The sequence below is a fragment of the Thermogutta sp. genome (genome assembly GCF_014359955.1).
In the GTDB taxonomy this organism is placed as follows: Bacteria; Planctomycetota; Planctomycetia; order Pirellulales; family Thermoguttaceae; genus Thermogutta.
In genome coordinates this window covers 1-3,425 of the sequence record NZ_JACIYL010000479.1, presented here as the reverse complement: position 1 = coordinate 3,425, position 3,425 = coordinate 1, and the positions used below count along the sequence as shown (strand labels likewise).

Genomic DNA, 3,425 nt, shown 5'->3' with positions numbered 1-3,425 from the left:
GCGTCCTCGCAGACGTTTTTCCAGTTCCTCCCAACTGGTGGGGAGAAGAAAGATGCTCACAGCGTCGGGAAATTGCTCCTGAACGGCCAGCGCTCCCCGCACGTCGATGACTAAAAGGACCCATTTACCCGATTGTAACGCGGAAAGCACCGGTTCTTTCAAGGTTCCGTACCAGTGGCCGTCCTCGAAGACCTGGAAGCATTCCAGGAAGGCCCCCGCCTGACGGAGCCGATCGAATTCTTGCGGAGTGAAGAAGCGGTAATGCACCCCGTCGATTTCCTCCGGGCGACGAGGGCGCGTGGTGGCCGACACGCTGCGCACGAGAGGTACCGGGGATTCTGCCAGCAGCCGATTGGCCACCGTGGTCTTCCCCACTCCCGAAGGTCCGGAGAGGATGACGATGCGTCCGGGACGATCACCCGGCCCCTGTGAAGGACGGTCACTCGACATTTTGGACCATTTCCCGCAGCCGTTCCACCTGGGTCTTCATCTCCACCACGCAACGACTGATTTCGGCGTCATTCGCCTTGGCGCCCATCGTGTTGATTTCGCGGAACATCTCCTGCGTCAGGAATTCCAGACGTCGGCCGGGCGTCTCGTCGCCGGACTCGTCCAGCACGGACAGAAACTGCTGGACGTGACTTCGCAACCGAACGATTTCCTCGGAGATGTCTGCCCGTTCCGCGAAAAGTCCCGCTTCCTTGACAATGTCTTCCGGCTTGAGAACTCCCGCCGCTTCTCCCAGCAGTCGAGTCATCCTCTCCTGGAGCCGCTGCCGATAATTCTCCACGACCAGAGGCGCCCGCTGTTCCACCTCTTCGCTGAGGGAGTAGATCCGCAGACACGTGGCACGCATGTCCGCGGCCATCGCGTGGCCCTCACGAATGCGCATCGCCTGGAGTTGCTCGAGGGCCTCGGTGACCACTGCCAGGAGGGAGGGGAGAATTTCCGCAACGTAGGCCGAGGGATCAACCAGCTCACTCACAATGCCCGGCAGCACCAGAAACGGCTCGATGCCGGAAGGCGGTGTTAGACCGGCCTCCAGAGCGGCGGCTTCCACCTGGCGATAATACCCCAGCAAAACCTGGGAATTGATCCGGTAATCACCGGGACGTGGATGCCGATCCAGAAAGAGCGTGACCTGGACCGTGCCGCGGCGGATATGCTTCCGAACGAGGTTTTCAATTTCGCTCTCCACCGCCGCAGGCAGATCTTCGTTACAGCGAATCAGTATTTTCAAGAATCGATTGTTGACCGCACGGATTTCCACCCGGAAGGACGTATCGTCCTTCTGCAATCGGGCCTCGCCGAAACCGGTCATGCTGGAAAGCAATCGAGTTACCTCCACATTCCGAATCAACGGCTGCTCTGCGGCGGTCAATTCGCTGTGCGATGGATCATTCTCAACAGGCCATTGACAAACGGCACAGCCTTCCGCGTCACAAAACTCGAAAAAACGGGACAGCGTTTGTCAAAGGAAAGTCGAAGCGGGACAGACCTTTCCGTTTCGATCATGATCTACTGAGATGCCGGGGCGGCCGGAGCGCCGCTGGCGGGAGTTTCCGTTGCGCTCCCTGTTCCCTGCCCGGACGGCTCGGGGAGTGTCGTCGGCTCCAGAGGGGCGGAATTGGTCACCGTCGGCGCCGTGGGGCCCAGGTCCAGCCGCGACCGATGCGTCCACCGGAAATAGAGGTGACTGAGGATACACAGGCAGATCCAGAAGGCAGCCACCCCGATCGTGATCCGTGTGAACGTATCCCCCGCCTTGGCACCGAAGGCACTCTGGCCGCCGAGTCCTCCAAAAGCACCGGCCAGTCCCCCCCCGCGCCCGCGCTGAATGAGCACCAGGAGAATCATGAAAATGGCCGTCAGGACCAGCAATATCAGAATGAGAAATTTCATAACTTCACCGCGTTCTTCGCCACGTCAGGCCCCCGCTTTGACCTTTTGGGCGGCCGCGACGATCCCCAGAAACTCGTCGGCCTTGAGGCTTGCACCGCCGATCAGGCCGCCGTCCACATTGGGCTGCCGGAATATGTCTCCCGCAATCGCTGCCTTAACACTTCCACCGTACTGAATTCGCACCGAATCTGCAACGTCCTTTCCAAATCGCTCCGCAAGAAGGCGGCGGATTTCGGATTGGACCTCCTCGGCCTGTTCAGGAGTGGCGTTTTCGCCCGTGCCAATGGCCCATACTGGCTCGTAGGCGATGACGCACTGGCGCATCTGCTCGGCTGACAGGCCAGAGAGACTGCCATCAATTTGACGACGGACCACCGCGAGGGTTTTGCCTTCTTTTCTCTGGCGGAGGGTTTCTCCCACACAAATGATGGGTTGAAGGCCGCACTCCAGGGCGGCGAAGACCTTTTCGTTGACGAATTCGCTCGACTCACCCATCGCCCGGCGTTCGCTGTGCCCGAGGATCACATACCGGCAACCCATGTCCTTGAGCATCGGCCCACTGATCTCGCCGGTGTAGGCTCCTTTGGGCTCGGGATAGAGATTTTGCGCTCCCAGGGCGACGGGGCTTCCCACCAGGGCCTGCGCCACCGCTTCGAGATACACGAACGGCGGGCAGACGGCGACGTCCACGCCCGGGTAGGCACCGGCCCCTTCCGCCACAGCCTGGGCCAGCGCGACGGCGGACGCGCGGTCCATATGCATCTTCCAGTTGCCTGCAACAAACGGACGGCGCATGGTAGTCGGTCTCCTTTGTCCTGTTCCCTGATCCGGAAGCGCGAAGCCGCTCCCTCAATATTTTTGGGCAACCACCAGTGGCGTGGGGGGAGACGCCTCGCATAAGGTTGATGGAAAACCCTTATCTTCGCCGGTTTGGCCCATTCTGACAAGTGGGCAGGCAATGGAGGACGCAACAGGGAATCTCAGCCGCGATGCAGCTCCATAGGGAGTGCAGCGATTTATCGCCGCTTTTTGGTGAAGACTTTAAGCCTTCACACCCTCACCGGCGGCCCGGATGCAACCGGGGTACCGGTTAGGGCAGAACCCAGCCCTCCAACCATGCAATGGAGGGCCGACTTCCACGGCGTCCATTCATGACTTGTCAGGTCCGCATTCGGAGGGACCTGCTTGTCGGGTCCGCTACACGCTTCGCTGGTTAAACGCAATCCATGAATTGCCCCTACCCCAGATTATGCGCGCTTCCAGAGGGCCCCATTCCGGAGGGACCTGCTTGTCAGGTCCGATGAACAGCCATCGACGATCCATTCCTCCTCGCCGGGCACGACAAGCGTGCCCCTCCGAAAAAGTCCTGGAGAGACCCGCTTGTCAGGTCCGCTACACGCTTCGCTGATTAAATGGTAGGGACAATTTATGATTTGCCCCTGCCCGGACTCTCTGCCATCTGTGTCCACAATGGGTGAACTTCAGCGATAAAGTGGACTGAGAACTCTCCAGGTCTTTGTCTG

General features: G+C 59.9%; 4 protein-coding genes. All 4 read right to left on the bottom strand.

What is annotated here, in order from left to right:
- Positions 1-450 (bottom strand): guanylate kinase (locus tag H5U08_RS13270; protein WP_297033918.1); only part of this gene is annotated, 450 nt, incomplete at its 3' end.
- Positions 440-1,360, bottom strand: coding sequence for a YicC/YloC family endoribonuclease (locus tag H5U08_RS13265; protein ID WP_297033915.1), 921 nt, complete (start codon positions 1,358-1,360; stop codon positions 440-442). The genes H5U08_RS13265 and H5U08_RS13270, both read right to left, overlap by 11 nt.
- Positions 1,361-1,518: 158 nt before the next feature.
- Complete coding sequence (gene secG, locus H5U08_RS13260; RefSeq protein ID WP_297033912.1) at positions 1,519-1,902, bottom strand: preprotein translocase subunit SecG; 384 nt, start codon at positions 1,900-1,902, stop codon at positions 1,519-1,521.
- Positions 1,903-1,926: 24 nt separating this feature from the next.
- Positions 1,927-2,697 (bottom strand): triose-phosphate isomerase, encoded by a 771-nt coding sequence (gene tpiA, locus H5U08_RS13255; protein WP_297033909.1) that lies wholly within the window; start codon positions 2,695-2,697, stop codon positions 1,927-1,929.
- Positions 2,698-3,425 lie beyond the last annotated feature (728 nt).